The sequence below is a fragment of the Pseudomonas sp. PDM19 genome, assembly GCF_014852215.1.
Taxonomy (GTDB): domain Bacteria; phylum Pseudomonadota; class Gammaproteobacteria; order Pseudomonadales; family Pseudomonadaceae; genus Pseudomonas.
Genome location: NZ_JACVBG010000005.1, coordinates 156,387 through 177,073 on the forward strand (window position 1 = coordinate 156,387; position 20,687 = coordinate 177,073).

General features: G+C 66.5%; 19 protein-coding genes and 2 pseudogenes. 16 read left to right on the plus strand and 5 right to left on the minus strand.

Annotation, left to right across the window (positions count from 1 at the left end; all coding sequences use genetic code 11):
* The first annotated feature begins 224 nt into the window (after window positions 1–224).
* Window positions 225–1,907, plus strand: a complete 1,683-nt coding sequence (gene phaC / locus IB273_RS27095) for a class II poly(R)-hydroxyalkanoic acid synthase (RefSeq protein WP_192225468.1) — start codon at window positions 225–227, stop codon at window positions 1,905–1,907.
* A gap of 274 nt (window positions 1,908–2,181) precedes the next feature.
* Window positions 2,182–2,796, plus strand: a complete 615-nt coding sequence (locus IB273_RS27100) for a TetR/AcrR family transcriptional regulator (protein WP_081519630.1) — start codon at window positions 2,182–2,184, stop codon at window positions 2,794–2,796.
* A gap of 78 nt (window positions 2,797–2,874) precedes the next feature.
* On the opposite strand, the gene IB273_RS27105 is transcribed toward IB273_RS27100, so the two are convergent.
* The 3 genes from IB273_RS27105 to IB273_RS27115 all read right to left on the minus strand — a co-directional run bounded on the left by IB273_RS27105 (window position 2,875) and on the right by IB273_RS27115 (window position 4,688).
* The gene (locus IB273_RS27105; RefSeq protein ID WP_151189073.1) at window positions 2,875–3,822 is read right to left on the minus strand and encodes a phasin family protein; all 948 of its coding nucleotides are present in this window, start codon (window positions 3,820–3,822) and stop codon (window positions 2,875–2,877) included.
* Window positions 3,823–3,832: 10 nt separating this feature from the next.
* Window positions 3,833–4,243, minus strand: a complete 411-nt coding sequence (locus tag IB273_RS27110) for a phasin family protein (RefSeq protein WP_192225469.1) — start codon at window positions 4,241–4,243, stop codon at window positions 3,833–3,835.
* 169 nt (window positions 4,244–4,412) lie between these two features.
* Window positions 4,413–4,688 carry a polyhydroxyalkanoic acid system family protein gene (locus IB273_RS27115; RefSeq protein WP_138213081.1) on the minus strand — a complete coding sequence of 92 codons (276 nt, stop codon included), beginning with the start codon at window positions 4,686–4,688 and terminating at the stop codon, window positions 4,413–4,415.
* Between the two features lie 141 nt (window positions 4,689–4,829).
* Between IB273_RS27115 and ubiE the strand changes: the two genes are divergently transcribed.
* The 14 genes and pseudogenes from ubiE (at window position 4,830) to IB273_RS27175 (ending at window position 15,916) form a co-directional block, all read left to right on the plus strand.
* The gene (gene ubiE / locus IB273_RS27120; protein ID WP_151189072.1) at window positions 4,830–5,612 is read left to right on the plus strand and encodes a bifunctional demethylmenaquinone methyltransferase/2-methoxy-6-polyprenyl-1,4-benzoquinol methylase UbiE; all 783 of its coding nucleotides are present in this window, start codon (window positions 4,830–4,832) and stop codon (window positions 5,610–5,612) included.
* Window positions 5,612–6,235 (plus strand): SCP2 domain-containing protein, encoded by a 624-nt coding sequence (locus tag IB273_RS27125; protein ID WP_081519625.1) that lies wholly within the window; start codon window positions 5,612–5,614, stop codon window positions 6,233–6,235. The genes ubiE and IB273_RS27125 overlap by 1 nt, the downstream gene beginning before the upstream one ends.
* Complete coding sequence (ubiB, locus tag IB273_RS27130) at window positions 6,232–7,839, plus strand: ubiquinone biosynthesis regulatory protein kinase UbiB (RefSeq protein ID WP_192225470.1); 1,608 nt, start codon at window positions 6,232–6,234, stop codon at window positions 7,837–7,839. The genes IB273_RS27125 and ubiB overlap by 4 nt, the downstream gene beginning before the upstream one ends.
* Window positions 7,840–7,934: 95 nt before the next feature.
* Complete coding sequence (gene hisI, locus IB273_RS27135) at window positions 7,935–8,348, plus strand: phosphoribosyl-AMP cyclohydrolase (protein ID WP_045212898.1); 414 nt, start codon at window positions 7,935–7,937, stop codon at window positions 8,346–8,348.
* Window positions 8,338–8,676 carry a phosphoribosyl-ATP diphosphatase gene (locus IB273_RS27140; RefSeq protein WP_192225471.1) on the plus strand — a complete coding sequence of 113 codons (339 nt, stop codon included), beginning with the start codon at window positions 8,338–8,340 and terminating at the stop codon, window positions 8,674–8,676. Before hisI ends, IB273_RS27140 begins: the two co-directional genes overlap by 11 nt.
* A gap of 27 nt (window positions 8,677–8,703) precedes the next feature.
* Window positions 8,704–8,952, plus strand: coding sequence for a twin-arginine translocase TatA/TatE family subunit (locus tag IB273_RS27145; RefSeq protein WP_017520155.1), 249 nt, complete (start codon window positions 8,704–8,706; stop codon window positions 8,950–8,952).
* 3 nt (window positions 8,953–8,955) lie between these two features.
* Window positions 8,956–9,459: a Sec-independent protein translocase protein TatB gene (tatB, locus tag IB273_RS27150; protein WP_192225472.1), complete on the plus strand. Its 504-nt coding sequence runs from the start codon at window positions 8,956–8,958 to the stop codon at window positions 9,457–9,459.
* Window positions 9,456–10,250, plus strand: a complete 795-nt coding sequence (tatC, locus tag IB273_RS27155) for a twin-arginine translocase subunit TatC (protein ID WP_045212907.1) — start codon at window positions 9,456–9,458, stop codon at window positions 10,248–10,250. The genes tatB and tatC overlap by 4 nt, the downstream gene beginning before the upstream one ends.
* Window positions 10,247–10,954 (plus strand): 16S rRNA (uracil(1498)-N(3))-methyltransferase, encoded by a 708-nt coding sequence (locus tag IB273_RS27160; RefSeq protein WP_192225473.1) that lies wholly within the window; start codon window positions 10,247–10,249, stop codon window positions 10,952–10,954. Before tatC ends, IB273_RS27160 begins: the two co-directional genes overlap by 4 nt.
* 184 nt (window positions 10,955–11,138) lie before the next feature.
* Window positions 11,139–12,179, plus strand: a pseudogene (locus IB273_RS32020) (methyl-accepting chemotaxis protein); the annotation flags it as partial.
* Window positions 12,180–12,338: 159 nt separating this feature from the next.
* Complete coding sequence (locus IB273_RS32025; RefSeq protein WP_412547965.1) at window positions 12,339–13,052, plus strand: methyl-accepting chemotaxis protein; 714 nt, start codon at window positions 12,339–12,341, stop codon at window positions 13,050–13,052.
* A 382-nt stretch (window positions 13,053–13,434) separates the two neighbouring features.
* A pseudogene (locus IB273_RS32030) lies at window positions 13,435–14,523 on the plus strand (methyl-accepting chemotaxis protein); the annotation flags it as partial.
* A 153-nt stretch (window positions 14,524–14,676) separates the two neighbouring features.
* Entirely contained in the window at window positions 14,677–15,381 is a 705-nt protein-coding gene (locus tag IB273_RS32035) for a methyl-accepting chemotaxis protein (protein WP_412548101.1), read from the plus strand.
* Between the two features lie 100 nt (window positions 15,382–15,481).
* Window positions 15,482–15,916 (plus strand): UPF0158 family protein, encoded by a 435-nt coding sequence (locus IB273_RS27175; RefSeq protein WP_081519619.1) that lies wholly within the window; start codon window positions 15,482–15,484, stop codon window positions 15,914–15,916.
* A gap of 170 nt (window positions 15,917–16,086) precedes the next feature.
* On the opposite strand, the gene IB273_RS27180 is transcribed toward IB273_RS27175, so the two are convergent.
* On the minus strand, window positions 16,087–17,535 hold the full coding sequence (locus tag IB273_RS27180) for an AdeC/AdeK/OprM family multidrug efflux complex outer membrane factor (RefSeq protein ID WP_081519618.1): 1,449 nt from the start codon (window positions 17,533–17,535) through the stop codon (window positions 16,087–16,089).
* Window position 17,536: 1 nt separating this feature from the next.
* Entirely contained in the window at window positions 17,537–20,677 is a 3,141-nt protein-coding gene (locus IB273_RS27185; protein ID WP_081519617.1) for an efflux RND transporter permease subunit, read from the minus strand.
* Between the last annotated feature and the right edge of the window lie 10 nt (window positions 20,678–20,687).

A 20,687-nucleotide genomic window follows, 5' to 3' on the forward strand; every position in this document is an offset into this window, starting at 1 on the left:
ACGTAGCGCCTGATTCGGGACCCGCGCTGCGGCCACCTTCGAAAGTGACCGCAGGGCAGCCCGGCTGCTGATCCGCTGCCCTGTTTTCGGGCAGTTGCCCTCTCGCGTCGATACCCGTGCACACCCCTCGAACCGGCGGCAGGCGTCTGGAACGGGAGTTTCCCGATTCTGGTACAGGCCTTGCGTCGCCATTGTCAGGTCGGACCCTTTACGGAGTGCTGTTCATGCGAGAGAAAGCTGAGCCTGGTAGCGTCCCCGTCCCCACCCAATACATGAATGCGCAGAGTGCGATGGTCGGCCTGCGCGGCAAGGACATGCTGTCCACCCTGCGCATGCTGGCGCTGCAGGGCGTGCGTCGGCCGGTCCATTCGGCGAAGCACCTGGCGGCCTTCGGCAAGCAGGTGGGCAAGGTGCTGATCGGCGACTCGCCGCTGCAGCCCAACCCGCAGGACGCACGCTTCCAGGACCCGTCCTGGCGACTGAACCCCTTCTACCGGCGCACCGTACAGGCCTACCTGGCGTGGCAGAAGCAACTGCTGGCCTGGGTCGACGAGAGCGACCTGAACAGCGACGACCGCGCCCGCGCGCGCTTCCTCTTGTCGATACTCTCCGACGCCGCCTCGCCATCGAACACCCTGCTCAACCCGCTGGCGGTGAAAGAGCTTTTCAACACCGGAGGGCAGAGCCTGCTCAAGGGCGCGCAGCACCTGCTCGACGACCTGATGCACAACGGCGGCATGCCCAGCCAGGTCAACCGCAGCGCCTTCGAGATCGGCCAGAACCTGGCCACCACGCCCGGCGCGGTGGTGTTCCGCAACGAGGTGCTGGAACTGATCCAGTACAAGCCGATGGGCGAGCATCTGCATGCCAAGCCGCTGCTGATCGTGCCGCCGCAGATCAACAAGTTCTACATCTTCGACCTGACCAGCGAGAAGAGCTTCGTCCAGTACGCCCTGAAGAACAATCTGCAGCTGTTCATGGTGAGCTGGCGCAACCCCGACGCGCGCCACCGCGAGTGGGGCCTGTCGACCTACGTCACCGCGCTGGACGAAGCCATCGACGTATGCCGCTCCATCAGCGGCAGCCGCAGCGTCAACCTGATGGGCGCCTGCTCCGGCGGGCTGACCATCGCCGCGCTGCAGGGCCACCTGCAGGCGCGCCGACAACTGCGCAAGGTCGCCAGCGCCACCTACCTGGTGAGCCTGCTGGACAGCCAGGTGGAGACCCCGGCCGCGCTGTTCGCCGACGAGCAGACCCTGGAGAGCAGCAAGCGCCGCTCCTACCAGCACGGAGTGCTGGACGGCCGCGACATGGCGAAGATCTTCGCCTGGATGCGCCCCAACGACCTGATCTGGAACTACTGGGTCAACAACTACCTGCTGGGCAAGCAGCCGCCGGCCTTCGACATCCTCTACTGGAACAATGACAACACACGGCTGCCCGCCGCACTGCACGGCGACTTCCTAGACTTCTTCAAGCACAACCCGCTGGCCCGCCCCGGTGCCATGGAAGTCAACGGCAGCGCCATCGACCTGAAGAAGGTCGCGGTGGACAACTTCCACGTCGCCGGCATCACCGACCACATCACCCCGTGGGACGCGGTGTACCGCTCGGCCCAGTTGCTGGGCGGCGAGACGCGCTTCGTGCTGTCCAACAGCGGGCACATCCAGAGCATCCTCAACCCGCCGGGCAACCCCAAGGCCTGCTACTTCGAGAACAGCAAGATCAGCTCCGACCCACGCGCCTGGTACTACGACACCAAGCGCCAGGAAGGCAGCTGGTGGCCGCTGTGGCTGGAGTGGATCCAGGAGCGCTCGGGCGAACGCCGGCCGGTGAACTTCGAGCTGGGCAACGCCGACTATCCGGCCAAGGAAGCCGCGCCGGGCACCTACGTGCACGTACGTTGAGGCAAGCATGGATCGGGCAACCCGTTGCGGGTTGTTCGCTCCGCGCCTTCCACTGGCACCGTAGAACGCTCTCGTAGGATGGGTGGAGCGCAGCGATACCCATGCTGAAGGCGCGCTGAGTCGATGGGTATCGCTACGCTCCACACCATCCTGCGTAGATGCCCTGGCAACCCACGGCGCGGAGGCGCCATGCGGAAGTTTGCCGCGAAGCCATTGGCAGCCAACTCCCCGGAAGGCTATCGTCGGCCCCACTGCGGCTGGAACCTGAACACGGATGAAAACGCGCGACCGGATTCTCGAATGCGCCCTGCAGCTGTTCAACGAGCAGGGCGAGCCCAACGTTTCAACCCTGGAGATCGCCACCGAACTGGGCATCAGCCCGGGCAATCTCTATTACCACTTCCACGGCAAGGAACCGCTGGTGCTGGCGCTGTTCGAGCGCTTCCAGGATGAGCTGGCACCGCTGCTCGACCCGCCCGAAGACGTGCAACTGGGCGCCGAGGACTACTGGCTGTTCCTGCACCTGATCGTCGAGCGCCTGGCGCACTACCGCTTCCTCTTCCAGGACCTCTCCAACCTCGCCGGGCGCCTGCCCAAGCTCGCCCGTGGCGTGCGGGCCTGGCTCAACCAGCTCAAGCGCACCCTGGCCACCCTGCTGGCGCAACTCAAGGCGCAGGACGAACTGGCCAGCGACACCGAAGCCCTCGGCCAGCTGGTGGAGCAGATCACCCTGACGCTGCTGTTCTCCCTCGACTACCAGCGCATCCTCGGCCACGAGGGCGACGTCCGCCAGGTGGTGTTCCAGGTCATGATGCTGGTAGCGCCGCATCTGCGCCCGGACTCGCAGCTGATCGCCGAGCGACTCGCCAAGCGCTACCTCGCCCCCTGACTTATCCCTGCAGGCTTTTGTCTTGAGAGAATGAAAACGCCCGGCGCGAGGCCGGGCGTGGGTGTTGCAGCAGACCGGTCAGGCCTGGGACGGCGGCGGCGTTGCCGGAGCAGCGGCGGACGGCGTCACGGCCGGCGCGGCGGCGGGAGCCGACGGTGCCGGAGTGGCGGCCGGAGCGGTTGCCGGTTTCGCAGCAGCCGGCTTGGCGGCGGCCTTGGGCGCAGCGGGCTTCTTCACGGCAGGCTTCTTCGCCGCGGCCGGCTTGGCTGCAGGTTTCGCAGCGGCAGGCTTGGCGGTGGCAGCCGGTTTTGCAGCGGGCTTGGCAGCAGGCTTCGCGGCGGCTTTCGCAGCAGCGGGCTTGGCAGCCGGTTTCGCGGCGGGCTTGGCCGCAGCCTTGGCAGCCGGCTTCGCGGCAGGCTTGGCAGCGGGTTTCGCGGCAGCCTTGGCAGCCGGTTTGGCGGCGGCTTTGGCAGCGGGCTTGGCGGCCGGCTTCGCTGCAGGTTTGGCAGCAGCCTTGGCAACCGGTTTGGAAGCCGCGGTCTTCACAGCGGGTTTCGCGGCCGGTTTGGCGGCGGCTTTCGCTGCGGGTTTGGCGGCGGCCTTGGCGGCCGGTTTGGCGACGCTGACGCCGGTGAGCTTCTCGATCTGCTTGGTGAGGCTGTCGACCTTGCTGTGCAGGTCTTTCACTTCACGGCTGCTCGGCACGCCCAGGCGCGAGATCGCACTGTTCAGGCGCTTGTCGAAGGCCTCTTCCAGCTCGCCCCACTTGCCGATCGCGGCGCCCTTGACGGCATCCACGCGCGCCTTCGCGGAACGGGTGGAGGTCTTCACCGCACCCTCGACTTCGGTCTTGGCCAGTTTCTCAGCCTTCTCGCCGTCCTTGACCAGGGTCTCGAACACCTTGCTGCCGTCCTTGCTGACCTTCGAGTAGGCCCCCAAGCCAGCCAGCCAGATCTGCCGCGAGTATTTCTCGATCTCGCCGATCCAACTGGACTCTTTTTTATCGGTAGTTTTTTTGCCAGCCATCCTGCTCTCCTTATTGGGTTCTCGCGACACGCTCGAGCACTGCGCTCAGCTCATCCAGCTTAGCAGAGAGCGCCTCCACATCACGCCTGGAGGGAATTCCGATTCGGTTGAGGGCGGAGGACACGCGCGCATCGAACGCCTCTTCGATCCTGTCGAAGTTCAGCTTGGCCTTGACGCTGTGCAGACGACCCTTGACGGTGTCGTTGGCGGCGTCGATCTGGGTGCTCACCAGGTCACGGCCTTTCTTCTCGACGGACTCGCCGGACTTGACCAGTTCCTTGAAGTACTCGCTGCCTTCCTGGCCAACCTTGGCGTAGGTGCCCAGGCTCGCGAGCCAGATCTGCCGCGCGTAGTGCTTGGCATCGGAGTAGAGGGAGGATTCGAGTTCTACGACTTTCTTCTTGCTGACAGCCTTGGCCATGGTGGCACCTCACAGATTCGGATTCGATGATGTCGAATAGCTGCCCGCGAAAGGCGGGACTGCGAGCCAAGGTATCGGGGAAAATTAGAAAACACATACCAGGCTTTGTAGGAAAGCCGGCGCCGCCCGAAAACGGCATGGCCCCGCGGGGAGCGGGGCCGGCAGGGAATCAGGCCAGCGCCTTGTCCAGCGCGCGCTCGATCTCGCCCTTGAGCAGGCCGCCCATGGCCGAGAGCATCAGGCCCAGCTTCACGTCCACCGCGACCTTGTCCGCGCCCACTTCGATGCGCCCATCCACGCCGCTGCGCTTGAACAGCAGGGTGTCGCCCTGCCACTCGCTGCTCACGCCGTGCTCGCGGGTGAGCTTGTCGGCAAGCTTTTCCGCCTTGGCGCGGGCGGCCTCGAGGCCGAGGGAGTGGGAACGTTCGACGTGGATACGGGACATGCTGGAACTCCGCAGTTGACTGACCCCGCCGATCATACGCGCCGCGCCGTATCGCCGCACCCCGCCGGCGGCGTGACCGGGGCGGCGTTTTCTCTGCATCCTGTTAGAATGCCCGCCACTGACTTCCAGGGTACAAACGCCATGAGCGAACCGCGCAAGCCCCAAGCCGGCCAGGACAGCGCCGATCCCACCACGCACTTCGGCTACAAGACCGTGCGCGAGAGCGAGAAGGCCGAGAAGGTCGCCGAGGTATTCCACTCGGTCGCCGCCAAGTACGACCTGATGAACGACCTGATGTCCGGTGGCGTCCACCGTCTGTGGAAGCGCTTCACCATCGAGCTGTCCGGCGTGCGCGCCGGCAACCGGGTGCTGGACATCGCCGGCGGTACCGGCGACCTGACCCGCCAGTTCTCCCGCCTGGTCGGCCCGACCGGCGAAGTGGTGCTGGCCGACATCAACGCCTCGATGCTCAAGGTCGGCCGCGACAAGCTGCTCGACAGCGGCGTCGCCGGCAACGTCAACTTCGTCCAGGCCGATGCCGAGAAGCTGCCGTTCCCCGACAACTACTTCGACGCGGTGACCATCGCCTTCGGCCTGCGCAACGTCACCCACAAGGACGAAGCGATCCGCTCCATGCTGCGGGTACTCAAGCCCGGCGGCCGCCTGCTCGTGCTGGAATTCTCCAAGCCCACCAGCAGCCTGCTGTCCAAGGCCTACGACGCCTACTCCTTCACCCTGCTGCCGCTGATGGGCAAGCTGGTGACCAACGATTCCGAGAGCTATCGCTACCTCGCCGAATCGATCCGCATGCACCCCGACCAGGAAACGCTGAAGTCGATGATGGTGGAGGCCGGCTTCGACCGCGTCACCTACCACAACATGACCGGCGGCGTGGTCGCCCTGCACCGCGGCATCAAGCCCTGATGACCCTGCTCCTGCAGGCCGCCCTGGCCAGCGCCGAAGCCACCGTCAACCGCGTGCTGCGGCTCGATGGCGTGGCCCTGCGGCGTCTCGGCCGGCTCGCCGGCAAGGTGCTGGAAGTGGACTGCCAGGCGCCCGCGCTGCGGCTGTTCATCCTGCCCGACGCCGACGGCCTGCACCTGGCCGCGCACCACGAGGCGCCAGCCGACTGCACCCTCGTCGCCCCTGCCGGCAGCCTGCTGCAACTGGCGCTGGCCAAGGACAAGACCCGCGTCCTGCACAGCCCTGAAGTGACCATGGGCGGCGACAGCGCGATGCTGCTGGAGCTGGCCGATATCCTCCAGAGCCTGGAGCTGGACTGGGAATACGAAGTCTCCCGCTGGCTCGGCCCGGTGCCCGCGCACCTGCTCGGCGCGCGTTTGCGCGGCGGCATGGCCTGGGCCGGCGACAGCCTGGAAAGCCTGCGCCTGAGCCTCGCCGACTACCTCGCCGAGGAAAGCCGCAGCCTGGTCGGCCAGCACGAAGCCGAAGCGCGCTTCGCCGAGCTGGACCAGTTGAAGATGTCCCTCGACCGCCTCGACGCGCGGATCAACCGCCTGACCCAGAAGATCAAGCCTGACGCATGAAGCTGCTCGCCTTCCGCCGCCTGCTGCGCATCCAGCGCGTAGCCATCCGCTACCGTCTGGACGACATGGTCCTCGAACTGCCCTTCCTGCCCTGGTGGCTGCGCCTGCTCGGCGGGCTGCTGCCCTGGCGCTGGCTGCCGCGCAAGCCGCTGGACCTCAGCCGTGGCGCGCGCATCCGGCTGGCGCTGGAGGACCTCGGACCGATCTTCATCAAGTTCGGCCAGATACTCTCCACCCGCCGCGACCTGCTCCCCGACGACATCGCCCTGGAGCTGGCTTTCCTGCAGGACAAGGTGCCGCCCTTCCCGCCGGAACAGGCCGTGGCGCTCATCGAGCAGCAGCTGGGCGCGAAGATCGAGCAGGTGTTCTCCCGCTTCGAGCGCGAACCGCTGGCCTCCGCCTCGGTGGCGCAGGTGCACACTGCGCAGCTCAAGAGCGGCGAGGAAGTGGTGGTGAAGGTCATCCGCCCTAACCTGGAGCCGGTGATCCGCTCCGACATCGCCTGGCTGCACATCCTCGCCCGCACCGCCGAGCGCATCTCCGCCGACGCCCGCCGCCTGCACCCGGCCGAAGTGGTCAGCGACTACGAGAAGACCATCTACGACGAGCTGGATCTGCTGCGTGAAGCGGCCAACTCCTCTCAGCTGCGGCGCAACTTCGAAGGCTCGCCGCTGCTCTACGTGCCCCAGGTCTACTGGGACTGGTGCCGCCCCAAGGTACTGGTGATGGAGCGCATCTACGGCATTCCGGTCACCGACCTGGACACCCTGCGCGACCAGCGCACCGACTTCAAGGCGCTGGCCGAGCGTGGCGTGGAGATCTTCTTCACCCAGGTGTTCCGCGACAGCTTCTTCCACGCCGACATGCACCCCGGCAACATCTTCGTCAGCACCCGCACGCCGTGGAGCCCGCAGTACATCGCGGTGGACTGCGGCATCGTCGGCAGCCTCACCGACGAGGACCAGGATTACCTGGCACGCAACCTGATCGCCTTCTTCAAGCGCGATTACCGCAAGGTCGCCCAACTGCACATCGACTCGGGCTGGGTACCGGCCCAAACCAAGGTCAATGATTTCGAAGCGGCGATCCGCACCGTGTGCGAGCCGATCTTCGAGAAACCGCTCAAGGACATTTCCTTCGGCCAGGTGCTGCTGCGCCTGTTCCAGACCGCGCGGCGCTTCAACATGGAAGTGCAGCCGCAACTGGTGCTGCTGCAGAAGACCCTGCTGAACATCGAAGGCCTGGGCCGCCAGCTCTACCCGGAGCTGGACCTGTGGACCACCGCGCAGCCGTTCCTGGAACGCTGGATGCGCGAGCGCGTCAGCCCCGGCACCCTGCTGCGCAACGCCCAGCAGCACATCGAACAACTGCCGCACCTGGCGCAGATGACCCGCGACACGCTCGAGCGCCTGTCGCGCGAGCCGCAGCCCGAAGCGCGCCTGAGCGGCACCCCGGTCGGCGGGGCCGGCGCCTGGCCGGCGCGGCTGATTGGCGCAGTGCTGGTCGCCGGTGCCGCCGAAACCGGCCTCGCCACCCACAGCCTCGCGGCCTGGCCGGCCTGGGCGATGCTGGCCGGTGGTCTGTATCTGATTCTGCGCCGATAGCCAGTCGCCGCACTGGCTGGCACACTTAACCGCTATACGAAGTGGCTTACGAAGTGGCTCTGGGCACCGCGAGTGCCCGCTGTACGGAACCCGAGATGAAAGACTGGCTGGACGAAATCAAGTGGAATGCCGATGGACTGGTGCCGGCGATCGCCCAGGACCATCGCACCGGCCGCGTGCTGATGATGGCCTGGATGAACCGCGAGGCCCTCACCCTCACCGCCGCCGAGAACCGCGCCATCTACTGGTCGCGCTCGCGCGGCAAGCTCTGGCGCAAGGGCGAGGACTCCGGCCACGTGCAGAAGCTGCATGAGCTGCGCCTGGACTGCGACGCCGACGTGGTGATCCTGATGGTCGAACAGCTGGGCGGCATCGCCTGCCACACCGGCCGCGAGAGCTGCTTCTACCGGGTGTTCGAGAACGGCGCCTGGCAGACCGTCGACCCGGTCCTGAAAGATCCGGATGCCATCTACTCCCACGTAGGTACAGGAAAACCCCATGAGCACTGATACCCTCGCCCGTCTGGCGGAAGTCCTCGAAGCGCGCAAGAATGCCGCACCGGACAGCTCCTACGTGGCCAGCCTGTATCACAAGGGCCTGAACAAGATCCTGGAGAAGGTTGGCGAAGAGTCGGTGGAAACCATTCTCGCCGCCAAGGACGCCGCCGCCAGCGGTGACTGCACGGACCTGATCTACGAAACGGCCGACCTCTGGTTCCACTCCCTGGTGATGCTCGCCGCCCTCGGCCAGCACCCGCAGGCGGTACTGGACGAGCTGGACCGCCGCTTCGGCCTTTCCGGGCACGACGAGAAAGCCACGCGCCAACCGTCTGCCTGAACCCGACAACTTTGCGAGGAAAACAAGATGGGCATCTTTGACTGGAAACACTGGGTCGTCATCCTGATCGTCGTCGTCCTGGTCTTCGGCACCAAGCGCCTGAAGAACCTCGGTTCGGACGTCGGCGAAGCCATCAAGGGCTTCAAGAAGGCGATGAACACCGAGGAAGACGAGAAGAAGGACCCGAACGCCGCTGCCGGCAACCCGCCGCTGAACCAGCCGCACACCATCGACGCCCAGGCGCAGAAGGTCGAAGAGCCGGCGCGCAAGGACTGATTCATGTTCGGTATCAGCTTCAGCGAACTGCTGCTGGTGGGCCTCGTCGCCCTGCTGGTGCTCGGCCCCGACCGCCTGCCGGGCGCCGCGCGCACGGCAGGCCTGTGGATCGGCCGGCTCAAGCGCAGCTTCAACGCCATCAAGACGGAAGTGGAGCGCGAGCTGGGCGCGGATGAAATCCGCCGCCAGCTGCACAACGAGCACATCCTGCAGATGGAACAGGAAGCCAAGAAGCTGATGGCGCCGCTGACCGACCTGCAGGAGCAGGCCCGGGAAACCTTCAATCCGCAGCAGCCGGCCCAGTCCGACGGCCATAGCGCGCCTGCCCAGCCGCCCGCGGCGCCGAGCATCGCGCCCAACAGCCGCCTGAACAGCCTGCCGGGCGCGGGCCTCGCGCCAGCCCCCGCGGAGGCCGCCGCACCGCAGGCGCCGGAAGCCGGCCAGCCGAGCCAACCGACCGCTGCGAGCCAGCCGCCCGCTTCGCCCGAGACGCCGCGTACCCCATGAGCGCCGAAAAACCCGACCAGCCCGAACACGACCAGGAAATGCCCCTGGTCTCCCACCTGACCGAGCTGCGCACGCGCCTGCTGCGCTGCGTGGTTGCGATCTTCGTGATCTTCATCGGCCTGCTGTACTTCTCGCAGAAGATCTACGCACTGGCTTCCGAGCCGCTGCGCCGCTTCCTGCCCGAAGGCGCGACCATGATCGCCATCGACCCGGCGTCGGCCTTCCTCGCGCCGCTGAAGCTGACCATGATCGTCGCCGTGCTGTTCGCCATGCCGGTGATCCTCGCCCAGGTCTGGGGCTTCATCGCGCCGGGCCTGTACAAGCACGAGAAGCGCGTCGCCCTGCCGCTGCTGGCCTCCAGCATCGTGCTGTTCTACGCCGGCATGGCCTTCGCCTACTTCCTGGTGTTCCCGTTGATGTTCCACTTCTTCCTTGGCTCGGCCCCGGAAGGCGTGACACCGATGACCGACATCAACAGCTACCTGGACTTCCTCACCCTGCTGTTCGCCTTCGGCGTGGCCTTCGAGATTCCCGTGGCCACCGTGCTGCTGGTGTGGATCGGGGTGGTCAACGTGGCTTACCTGAAGAAAATCCGCCCCTACGTGATCATCGGCTGCTTCGTCGTCGGCATGATCCTCACCCCGCCGGACCCGCTTTCGCAGACCCTGCTGGCCGTGCCGATGTGGTTGCTGTTCGAGGCCGGCGTGCTGTTCAGCCACCTGATCCGCAAGCGCGGCCCGGAAGAGGAAGAAGAGTCCAAGGGCGACCAGCCTCCGGCTACCCGCTCGTGAACCTGCTGCTCCTCGACGACGCCGACTTCGTGGCGGCGGATCGCGTGATCCTGCGCGACCGCCGCCTGACCCACCTGCAGGACGTCCACCGCGCCGAAAGCGGCGACCGGATGCGCGTCGGCCGCCTTGGCGGCCTGATGGGCGAGGGCCGCCTGCTGCGCCTGGAAGCCAACGAGGCCGAATTGCAGGTCAGCTTCGACCAGCCCCCGCCGGCCAAGCTGCCGCTCACCCTGCTGCTCGCCCTGCCCCGCCCGAAGATGCTCCGCCGCGTGCTGCAGACCGTGGCCGCCATGGGCGTGCCGCGCCTGGTGCTGCTCAACAGCTACCGGGTGGAAAAGAGCTTCTGGCAGACCCCCTTCCTCGAACCTGACGCCGTGCGCGAGCAACTGATCCTGGGCCTGGAACAGGCGCGCGATACTGTGCTGCCCGAAGTGGTCATCGAGAAGCGCTTCAAGCCCTTCGTCGAAGACCGCCTGCCTGCGCTGGCCGCCGGCAGCCTCGGGCTGATCGGCCATCCCGGCCCGTGGCCCGAGTGCCCACGGGCGTTGAGCGAGCCGGTGACCCTGGCCATCGGCCCGGAAGGCGGCTGGATTCCCTACGAGGTCGACAAGCTGCGCGAAGCCGGTCTGAACCCCGTGCAACTGGGCGAGCGCATCCTGCGCGTCGAGACCGCCGTGACCGCGCTTTTGGCACGCCTGTACTAACGGTAAATGGCTAGAGGCCAGTAACCACGCGGCCTCCAGCGTGAACCACCAGTCAGAAAATTACCGCAAAACCCTTCAGTTCCCCGTAGCGAAGCCGATATCAGCGGTACCGGTCGTCCCCACTCTGCGCATTTCCTGCTCAGCCATGCGTACCGGCCCTGTTCATCGCTGGAGCGCCGCCTTCATGTTTCGCTGGTTCAATAACCTGACTGTCAAACTCAAACTCGCCTCGGGCTTCGGCCTGGTGCTGCTGCTCACCCTGCTGATCGCCCTCACCGGCTGGATCAACCTGGGCAACGTGATCGAACGGGGCGACAAGCTCGGCGAGATTTCCGAGCTGATCGCGATCGCCAAGGACCTGCGTATCGCCCGTCTGAAATTCCAGTCCACCCGCGCCCCGGAAGACGCCAAGGCGGTGCTCGATACGCTGGACAAGCTGGACCAGCGCCACCGCGCGCTGAACGAGCGGTTCACCGAGGCCGAGGACCGTCGCGTCATCGACCAGCAGCACGAACTGAGCGTGGAGTACCGCAAACTGTACGCCCAACTGCTGAAGTCCTTCGAAGAGCGCGACGCCGCCAAGCAGGTGCTGATCCAGGCCGCCGGCGCGGTCAGCGAAGGCATGCAGAAGGCCGAGCAGAAGCTGGTCAGCAACGGCAGTCCCGAAGGTCTGCAACATCTGCAGGACCTCTCCGGCCTCGGTCGCAGTGTCATGCAGGCGCGCCTGCAGGTCATGGCCTACACCAGCACCGACGCGCAGAACCTCGAGCAACCCGCCTTCGCTGCCCTGCAGAAGCTCATCGACGGCGTGAAGAGTGACATGAGCACCTCGCCGGCCGAGCTGAACGGCGAATTCCGCGCCACCCTCGACGCGCTGGAGACCTACCGCAACGCGCTGACCAATTACCGCAACGAGGTCAACGACAGCCAGGCTGCCCGCGACCGCATGCGCGATGCCGGCCAGCAGATCGAGAAGCTCAGCAACGAACTGACCTCCACCCAGACCGCCAAGCGCGACGCCGGCGTCGCCCAGGCCAAGACCCTGCTGGGCCTGGCCGCGCTGATCGCCCTGGTGCTGGGCAGCATCGCCGCCTGGATCATCACCGGGCAGATCGTCAATCCGCTGCGCGACGTGCTGGGCCACGCCGAGCGCATCGCCGACGGCGACCTCAGCCGTGACATCCCCACCAATCGTCACGACGAACTGGGCCAGTTGCAGAAGAGCATGCAGCGCATGAACCTGTCCCTGCGCGAGCTGATCGGCCGCATCCACGATGGCGTGACGCAGATCGCCAGCGCCGCCGAGGAGCTGTCCGCGGTGACCGAGCAGACCAGCGCCGGGGTGAACAATCAGAAGGTCGAGACCGACCAGGTCGCTACTGCCATGAACGAGATGGCCGCCACCGTGCAGGAAGTCGCGCGCAACGCCGAGGAGGCTTCCGAGGCCGCCTCCGCCGCCGACCGCCAGGCCCGTGACGGTGAAGGCGCGGTGACCGAAGCGGTGACCCAGATGGATCGCCTGGCCGGCGAAGTCGGCCGCACCAACGAGTCGGTGCTCAAGCTCAAGCGCGAAAGCGAGAAGATCGGCAGCGTGCTGGACGTGATCAAGGCGGTCGCCGAGCAGACCAACCTGCTGGCGCTCAACGCCGCCATCGAAGCCGCCCGCGCGGGCGATGCCGGCCGTGGCTTCGCCGTGGTGGCTGATGAGGTACGCGGCCTGGCGCAGCGCACCCAGTCCTCCACCGAGGAGATCGAGGAGCTGATCGCCGGCCTGCAGAGCGGTACCCAGCAGGCCGTGCAGATGATGGAAACCAGCCGCGACCTGACCGTCAGCACCGTCGACCTGACCCGCCGCGCCGGCGAGCGCCTGGGCGCCATCACCCGCACCGTGTCGACCATCCAGTCGATGAACCAGCAGATCGCCGCCGCTTCCGAGCAACAGAGCGCCGTGGCCGAAGAGATCAACCGCAGCGTGATGAACGTGCGCGACATCTCCGAGCAGACCGCCGCCGCCAGCGAGGAGACCGCCGCTTCCAGCGTCGAGCTGGCGCGCCTGGGCAATGAGCTGCAGGTGCTGGTCAGCCGCTTCCGCGTCTGATCCGGCCCCGCCACGCAAAAGGCCCGCGCACTGCGGGCCTTTTTTATTCTGCACAGGGTTTCCGCTGCAGGAGCGACAGCCAAGGTGGCTTTTGTAGGATGGGTGGAGCGCAGCGATACCCATGCTGTCGGCGCGCGATGTTTGATGGGTATCGCTTCGCTCCACACCTCCTACGAGGCGCTACAACGGCGTTCTAGGCAACAGGAAGCCGTACCGAGCCGGAAACATCGCGACAAATTCCCGCCTTCAGTTTCCCCTTTCGCCGCCGATAGCCTCTGACGCACGAAGATGCGTCCCGACAATTGCGCCTCGCCTCTGCACACTCGTTCTTGCCAGCCACGGGCCGTCGATCCCGTGGCGACGCCTGCCTGGAGTTTTCGACATGTACGATTGGCTAGTGGTACAGCTGGGACGCCTGAACGTCAGCCTGAAACTGGTGGTGGGCTTCGGCATCCTCCTCTTCCTCACCCTGCTGGTGCTGCTCAGCGGCCTGCACAGCCTGGATAACCAGGCCGAGCGCGGCGAGCAGATGGCGACCATCACCGAACTCAACGACCTCAGCCAACAGGCCAACCTCGCGCGCCTGCAGTTCGAGCTGGGCGGCGATCGCAGCCAGGCCGAGCGCGTCGAAGAGCACAGCACGAAGCTGCTGGAGCTGATCGAGCAGCGCCTGAAAGACAGCGATATCGACGCCAGGCAGCTGGCAGCAGCGCGCCAGGCCGTCGGCGAGTACCGCGAAGCCTTCAGCGCGCTGACCCGCGCCGTCGACCAGCGCACACAGGCCCGCGGCACCCTGGTGGGCAGCGCGCAGAGCGCCCTGCAGGCCTTCGAGGCGCTGGACAAGCAACTCTTCGAGCTGCTCGCCGAACAACCCGGCGACGCCCCGTTGCTGCATGGCGCACAGGCCGTCGGCCAGCTGCACCAGCAACTGCTGGTGGTGCGCTATCAGGTACGTGGCTATGTCTTCGAACAATCCGCCAGCGCCGAACAGGCCGCGTTCGCCGCCTTCGACAAGCTGCGCGACACCGGCACAGCCCTGCAGAGCCAACTGCCAGCCATCGCCGCCGACGGCCTGGGTACCGCGCTCAAGGACCTGCAGAACTACCGCAGCGGCATCGAGCATTTCCGCGAAGGGGTGAACGCCACCCAGCAGGCCCGCAAGGCGCTGAGCGGCGCCAGCGATGCATTGCTCGCCGCAGCCGACCGCCTCTACGACGACACCCTGGCGCGCAACGACGCCGAGACCGCTGCCGCCAAGACCCGGCAGATCCTCATCGCCGTGCTCGCCCTGGCCTTTGGCTTCCTCTCCGGCTGGGCCATCAACCGCCAGATCGTCCGCCCGCTGCACGAGGCCCTGGAGCTGGCCGAGCGCATTGCCCAGGGCGACCTCTCCCAGGGGCTGTCGCGCGACCTCAACCTGCAGCGCAGCGACGAGCTGGGCCAGTTGCAGCGGGTGATGCTGCGCATGCGCGAGAGCCTGGCGCAGCTGCTCGGCCACATCGGCGGCAGCGTCAGCCAGCTGGCCACCGCCGCCGACGAACTCTCCGCGGTCACCGAGCAGACCCGCGCCGGGGTGAACAGCCAGCGCGTGGAAACCGAGCAGGTTGCCAGCGCCATCCATGAAATGGCCGCCACCGTGCAGGAAGTCGCGCGCAACGCCGAACAGGCTTCCGCCGCCGCCCAGCAAGCCGACCAGCAGGCCCGCGAGGGCGACCGGGTGGTGCAGGACGCAGTCAACCAGATCGACCGCCTGGCCACCGAGGTGGATCGCTCCGCCGAGGCCATGGAACTGCTGCGCAAGGAGAGCGAGAAGATCGGCAGCGTGCTGGACGTGATCAAGTCGGTGGCCGAGCAGACCAACCTGCTGGCGCTCAACGCCGCCATCGAGGCCGCCCGCGCCGGCGAGGCCGGGCGTGGATTTGCCGTGGTCGCCGATGAGGTGCGCGGCCTGGCCCAGCGCACGCAGTCTTCCACCGCCGAGATCGAGGGCCTGATCGCCGGCCTGCAGCGCGGCGCCCAGGAAGCAGTGACGCGCATGGACGACAGCCGCCGCCTGACCGGCAGCTCGGTGGAACTGACCCGCCGTGCCGGCGAGGCGCTGGGCGTGATCGCCCGCACCGTGGCCGACATCCAGGGCATGAACCTGCAGATCGCCTCCGCCGCCGAGGAGCAGAGCAGCGTTGCCGAGGAGATCAACCGCAGCGTGGTGCAGGTGCGCGAGATCGCCGACCAGTCCGCCGCCGCCAGCGAGCAGACAGCCAGCTCCAGCACCGAGCTGGCGCGCCTGGGCAACGAGCTGCAACTGCAGGTGGGCCGCTTCCGCCTGTGAGGCGCCAGTCGGTCGGTGCGCCCGCGCCGACCGACAACGGCAGGACAGTTGTCATGCGCATGGCGTAGGATCGGTCACTCGCCAACTAGGGAGAGTGACCATGCGCCCGCTGACCATCGATATCGACGAACTGGCCTTCGCGCTCGATACCCAGGGTATCGATCACTACCTCGATCTGTTCAGTGGCCAGGTGCTGCTGATCCCCGAAGAAGACCCGGACCCGGAGCTGGCCGAGTTGCTGCACCGCGAGCCGGAGCGCCTGCTGCCCATCGAGCCGCTGAGCAGTGGCCAGTCGCTGGAGCTGATGCGCGACTTCCTCCGCGAAGTGCCCGAACCCCACGCCTATTCCGCCCTGGCCAACGCCATCGAGGGGCGCAAACCGTTCAAGGCCTTCCGCCACGTGCTGATGGGTTACCCGGAGCTGCTACAGGCCTGGTACGTCTACCAGGGCGAGCGCCTGCGCGAATGCGCGCTGGACTGGCTCGCCGACAACCAGATCCAGCCGGCGGGGCGCAGCTCCGGCGCTTACCTGTAGAGCCGCCTCGAACACCGGCACAACCCGTAGGGCGCATAACGGCTCGGCGTTATCCGCCGCCAACACGGCGGATAACACGTCCCGAGTTATGCGCCCTACGAGGCAACCAGTTCCACACCAACAAAAACGCCGCCCCGAAGGGCGGCGTTCTCGTTTCCAGCCGGTAAGGATCAGCCTTTCGGCGCCTCGCTGGAGATCGGCCTGGCTTGCGCCGCCGTGGCCTGCCAGCCGCCGCCGAGGGCCTTGTACAGGTTGACCTCGCTGGTCAGTTGGTTGAGGCGGTCGGTGATCAGCTGCTGCTGGGCACTGAACAGCGAGCGCTGCGCGTCGAGCACGGTGAGGTAGTTGTCCACACCGGTGCGGTAGCGCTTGTCGGCCAGGCGGTAGTACTCGCTGGTGGCGTCCACCAGCGAGCGCTGCGCCTGCAGTTGCTCGTTGAAGGTGCCGCGCGCGGCGAGGCCGTCGGCGACCTCGGAGAAGGCCGTCTGAATGGCTTTCTCGTACTGCGCCACGTTGATGTCCTTCTGCACCTTGGCCAGGTCCAGGCTCGCCTGCAGGCTGCCGGCGTTGAAGATCGGCAAGGTGATCGAGGGCTTGAACAGCCAGCTGCCGGAGCCGCCGTCGAACAGGCCGGACAGGTCCGGGCTGAGGCTGCCGGCGTTGGCGGTGAGGCTGATGTTCGGGAAGAACGCCGCCCGCGCCGCGCCGATGTTGGCGTTGGCCGCCTTGAGCTGGTGCTCCGCCTGGAGGATGTCCGGGCGGCGCTGCAGCAGGTCGGAAGGCAGGCCCGCCGGCACGGTGGCCAGCAGCTCGTCGGACAACTGGCGGCCCTGGGGCAGGTCGCCCGGCAGACCAGAACCCAGCAGCAGGACCAGCGCGTTCTGGTCCTGCGCGACCAGACGGGTGTACTGCGCCAGGGTCGCCCGCGCGCTTTCCACCGAGGTCTGCGACTGGCGCAGGTCCAGGGCCGAGGCGACGCCCACTTCGTAGCTGCGCTTGGTCAGGTCGTAGCTCTTCTGGTAGGTGGCCAGGGTGTTGCGGGTCAGCTCCAGCTGGGCCTGGTCGGCGCGCAGCGTCAGGTAGGCGTTGGCGACGTTGGCCACCAGGCTGGTCTGGGTGCTGCGACGGGCCTCTTCGCTGGCGAAGTAGGTTTCCAGCGCCTGGTCACGCAGGGCGCGCAGGCGGCCGAACAGGTCGAGCTCCCAGGAAGTCACGCCCAGGGTGGCGCCGTACTGGCTGCTAATCATCGAGCTGCCGGTGGTCGACAGGTCGGCCGGCAGGCGCTGGCGCGAGCCGGTGATGCCGGCGTCCACCGCCGGGAACAGATCGGCCCGCTGGATGCGGTACTGCGCCCGGTAGGCTTCGATGTTCAGCGCGGCGACGCGCAGGTCACGGTTGTTTTCCAGCGACACTTCGACCAGTCGCTGCAGTTGCGGGTCCTTGAAGAACTCGCGCCAGCCGATGTCGGCGCCGGCGGTAGCCGGCTGCCCCGCATCGTAGGCATCGCCCTGCGGATAAGCCGCGGCCACGGGCGCCTCGGGGCGCTCGTAGTCGGGGATCAGCGAGCAGCCGGACAACACGCCGGCTGCTATGGCGAGGGACAGTAAGGACTTTCTCATATCAATGCCCCTTCTCGGTGGATTCCTGTTCCTTGGACGCGGCGTCCTTGAACAGGGTACTGACCACCACGTAGAACAACGGCACCCAGAAGATCGCAAGGACGGTCGCGGTGACCATGCCGCCGATCACGCCGGTACCGATCGCATGCTGGCTGCCGGAGCCGGCGCCAGTGGAAATCGCCAGCGGCACCACGCCGAGAATGAACGCCAGGGAGGTCATGACGATCGGGCGCAGACGCATCCGGCAGGCCTCGATGGCCGCCTCGACGATGCCCTTGCCCTGCTCGTGCAGTTCCTTGGCGAATTCGACGATCAGGATCGCGTTCTTCGCCGACAGGCCGATGGTCGTCAACAGACCCACCTGGAAGAACACGTCGTTGGACAGGCCGCGCATGGACGTCGCCAGCAGTGCACCGATGACGCCCAGCGGCACCACCAGCATCACCGAGAACGGAATCGACCAGCTCTCGTACAGCGCCGCCAGGCAGAGGAACACCACGATCAGCGACAGGGCATAGAGCGCGGGAGCCTGCGAGCCGGACAGGCGTTCCTCGTAGGACAGACCGGTCCAGGCATAGCCGACGCCCTTGGGCAGTTGCTTGACGATGTCCTCGACCGCCGCCATGGCCTCACCGGTGGAACGGCCCGGGGCAGGTTCACCGAGGACTTCCATGGCCGGCACGCCGTTGTAGCGCGCCAGCTTCGGCGAGCCATAGCTCCACTCGCCGGTGGCGAAGGCGCTGAACGGCACCATCTCGCCGGAGCTGTTGCGCACGTACCACTTGTCCAGGTCTTCCGGGCTCATCCGCGCGTTCGGGCGGCCTTGCAGGTAGACCTTCTTCACCCGACCACGGTCGATGAAGTCGTTGACGTAGTTCGAACCCCAGGCGATGGAGATGGTGCTGTTGATGTCCGCCAGGGAGACGCCCAGCGCACTGGCCTTCTCGTCGTCGATCAGCAGCTTGTACTGCGGCTCGTCGTTCAGGCCGTTGGGACGCACGCGCTGCAGTACCGGGTTCTGTGCGGCAAGACCAAGGAACTGGTTGCGCGCCTGCATCAGCACTTCGTGGCCGACGCCGGCCTGGTCCTGGAGGAAGATGTCGAAGCCCACGGCGTTACCCAGTTCGAGTACTGCCGGCGGGGCGAAGGCGAACACCATCGCGTCCTTGAAGCTGAAGAAGTGCTGCTGCGCGCGCTGGGCCAGCGCGAACACGCTGTTCTCCGCGCCCGGACGCTCTTCCCAGGGCTTGAGCATGATGAACGCCATGCCCGAGCTCTGTCCACGGCCGGCGAAGTTGAAGCCGGTCACGGTGAATACCGAGTTCACCGAGCTGCTTTCCTTGTCCAGCAGGTACTCGCGCATGGAGTCCACCACCACCTGGGTGCGCTCGGCGGACGAACCGGCCGGGGTCTGCACCTGGGCGAACAGCACGCCCTGGTCCTCGTCGGGGAGGAACGCAGTGGGGATGCGGGTGAACAGGAAGACCATGCCGCCGAGGATCAGCACGTACATCAGCAGGTACGGCACGCGGTGCTTGAGGATCGAGGTGACGCCGCGCTCGTAGCCGTGGGTGGTGGAGAGGAACGCACGGTTGAACCAGCCGAAGAAGCCGCGCTTGTGCTCGCCGTGGTCGCCCTTCTCGATGGGCTTGAGCATGGTGGCGCAGAGCGCCGGGGTCAGCACCAGGGCCACCAGCACCGACAGGGCCATGGCCGAGACGATGGTGATGGAGAACTGGCGGTAGATCACCCCGGTGGAGCCGCCGAAGAACGCCATCGGCAGGAATACCGCCGAGAGCACCAGGGCGATACCCACCAGCGCACCCTGGATCTGGCCCATGGACTTGCGCGCCGCCTCGCGGGGCGACAGGCCTTCCTCGGCCATCACCCGCTCGACGTTTTCCACCACCACGATGGCGTCGTCCACCAACAGGCCGATCGCCAGCACCATGCCGAACATGGTCAGGGTGTTGATCGAGAAGCCGAAGGCGGCGAGTACGCCGAAGGTGCCCAGCAGGACCACCGGCACGGCGATCGTCGGGATCAGCGTGGCGCGGAAGTTCTGCAGGAACAGGTACATCACCAGGAACACCAGCAGGATCGCTTCGCCCAGGGTCTTCACCACCTCATGGATCGAGGCGGAAACCACCGGGGTGGTATCGTACGGGTAGACGATCTTCATGCCCTGCGGGAAGAACGGCTCCAGCGTGGCCAGGGTGGCGCGGATCGACTTGGCGGTGTCCAGCGCGTTGGCGCCGGTGGCCAGCTTGATTGCGATACCCGAGGCCGGCTTGCCGTTGAACTGGGCATTGATGCTGTAGTCCTGGCCGCCCAGGGCGACATCGGCGACGTCCTTCAGGCGGACCTGGGAGCCGTCGGCGTTGACCTTGAGCAGGATGTCCTTGAACTGCTCGGCGCTCTGCAGGCGGGTCTTGCCGATGATGGTGGCGTTGAGCTGCTGCCCCTTCACCGCAGGCAGGCCGCCCAGCTGGCCGGAGGAGATCTGCACGTTCTGCGCCTGGATCGCCGTCTTCACGTCGCCCGGGGTCATCTGGAAGCTGTTGAGCTTCGCCGGGTCCAGCCAGATGCGCATGGCGTACTGCGAACCGAACACCTGGAAGTCGCCCACGCCAGCGGTCCGCGACAGCGGGTCCTGGATGTTGGAGACGATGTAGTTCGACAGGTCTTCCTTGGTCATGCTGCCGTCTTCGGAGACGACGCCGACCACCATCAGGAAGTTCTTCACCGCCTTGGTCACGCGGATGCCCTGCTGCTGCACTTCCTGCGGCAGGAGCGGCGTGGCCAGCTGCAGCTTGTTCTGCACCTGAACCTGGGCGATGTCAGGGCTGGTGCCCTGGTCGAAGGTCACGGTGATGGTCATGCTGCCGTCGGAGTTGGACTCCGAGGAGATGTAGCGCAGATGGTCGAGACCATTCATCTGCTGCTCGATGACCTGCACCACGGTGTCCTGCACCGTCTCGGCGGAGGCGCCCGGGTAGCTCACCTGGATGGCGATGGCCGGCGGTGCAATGGCCGGGTACTGGTTCACCGGCAACTTGAGGATCGACAGACCGCCCGCCAGCATGATCACCAGGGCGATCACCCAGGCGAAGATGGGCCGGTCAATGAAAAACTTCGACATTACGAATCCC

What these genes read in the sequence shown, in the direction of transcription:
- phaC (WP_192225468.1), top strand. Translation starts at nt 225, where the DNA reads ATGCGAGAGAAAGCTGAGCCTGGTAGCGTCCCCGTCCCCACCCAATAC.
- IB273_RS27100 (WP_081519630.1), top strand. Translation starts at nt 2,182, where the DNA reads ATGAAAACGCGCGACCGGATTCTCGAATGCGCCCTGCAGCTGTTCAAC.
- IB273_RS27115 (WP_138213081.1), bottom strand. Translation starts at nt 4,688, where the DNA reads ATGTCCCGTATCCACGTCGAACGTTCCCACTCCCTCGGCCTCGAGGCC.
- IB273_RS32035 (WP_412548101.1), top strand. Translation starts at nt 14,677, where the DNA reads ATGGCCGCCACCGTGCAGGAAGTCGCGCGCAACGCCGAACAGGCTTCC.
- IB273_RS27180 (WP_081519618.1), bottom strand. Translation starts at nt 17,535, where the DNA reads ATGAGAAAGTCCTTACTGTCCCTCGCCATAGCAGCCGGCGTGTTGTCC.
- IB273_RS27110 (WP_192225469.1), bottom strand. Translation starts at nt 4,243, where the DNA reads ATGGCCAAGGCTGTCAGCAAGAAGAAAGTCGTAGAACTCGAATCCTCC.
- ubiE (WP_151189072.1), top strand. Translation starts at nt 4,830, where the DNA reads ATGAGCGAACCGCGCAAGCCCCAAGCCGGCCAGGACAGCGCCGATCCC.
- IB273_RS27140 (WP_192225471.1), top strand. Translation starts at nt 8,338, where the DNA reads ATGAGCACTGATACCCTCGCCCGTCTGGCGGAAGTCCTCGAAGCGCGC.
- hisI (WP_045212898.1), top strand. Translation starts at nt 7,935, where the DNA reads ATGAAAGACTGGCTGGACGAAATCAAGTGGAATGCCGATGGACTGGTG.
- IB273_RS32025 (WP_412547965.1), top strand. Translation starts at nt 12,339, where the DNA reads ATGAACGAGATGGCCGCCACCGTGCAGGAAGTCGCGCGCAACGCCGAG.
- IB273_RS27125 (WP_081519625.1), top strand. Translation starts at nt 5,612, where the DNA reads ATGACCCTGCTCCTGCAGGCCGCCCTGGCCAGCGCCGAAGCCACCGTC.
- IB273_RS27145 (WP_017520155.1), top strand. Translation starts at nt 8,704, where the DNA reads ATGGGCATCTTTGACTGGAAACACTGGGTCGTCATCCTGATCGTCGTC.
- IB273_RS27175 (WP_081519619.1), top strand. Translation starts at nt 15,482, where the DNA reads ATGCGCCCGCTGACCATCGATATCGACGAACTGGCCTTCGCGCTCGAT.
- IB273_RS27105 (WP_151189073.1), bottom strand. Translation starts at nt 3,822, where the DNA reads ATGGCTGGCAAAAAAACTACCGATAAAAAAGAGTCCAGTTGGATCGGC.
- tatC (WP_045212907.1), top strand. Translation starts at nt 9,456, where the DNA reads ATGAGCGCCGAAAAACCCGACCAGCCCGAACACGACCAGGAAATGCCC.
- IB273_RS27185 (WP_081519617.1), bottom strand. Translation starts at nt 20,677, where the DNA reads ATGTCGAAGTTTTTCATTGACCGGCCCATCTTCGCCTGGGTGATCGCC.
- tatB (WP_192225472.1), top strand. Translation starts at nt 8,956, where the DNA reads ATGTTCGGTATCAGCTTCAGCGAACTGCTGCTGGTGGGCCTCGTCGCC.
- ubiB (WP_192225470.1), top strand. Translation starts at nt 6,232, where the DNA reads ATGAAGCTGCTCGCCTTCCGCCGCCTGCTGCGCATCCAGCGCGTAGCC.